Origin of the sequence: Salmonella sp. SAL4457, assembly GCF_046548235.1 — a bacterium.
Classification (GTDB): Bacteria; Pseudomonadota; Gammaproteobacteria; order Enterobacterales; family Enterobacteriaceae; genus Salmonella; species Salmonella enterica.
Genome location: NZ_JBGDZO010001517.1, coordinates 1 through 228, shown reverse-complemented (window position 1 = coordinate 228; position 228 = coordinate 1). Strand labels below are relative to the sequence as shown.

Below are 228 nucleotides of genomic sequence, written 5' to 3'. Positions count from 1 at the left end.
GGCTGAACAGGTAGTGAAGACTTTCCGTGGCACCCGTGGCGGGGATGCCTTCAACGCCGTGGAAGAGGGCAAGGTTGGCCACGACGACGGCTATCTCTCCACCTCCCTGAACCCCGGTGTCGCGAGGAGCTTCGGGCAGGGCACGATATCCACCGTGTTCGGCAGGTCCGGAATCGATGTCAGCGGGATATCGAACTACAAGAATGAAAAAGAGATTCTCTATAACAA

General features: G+C 57.0%; 1 protein-coding gene. It reads left to right on the top strand.

All coding sequences use genetic code 11. The features are described 5' to 3' along the window. Nucleotides 1-228 (top strand): ADP-ribosyltransferase (locus ACLJNW_RS29270; RefSeq protein ID WP_410962178.1); only part of this gene is annotated, 228 nt, incomplete at both ends.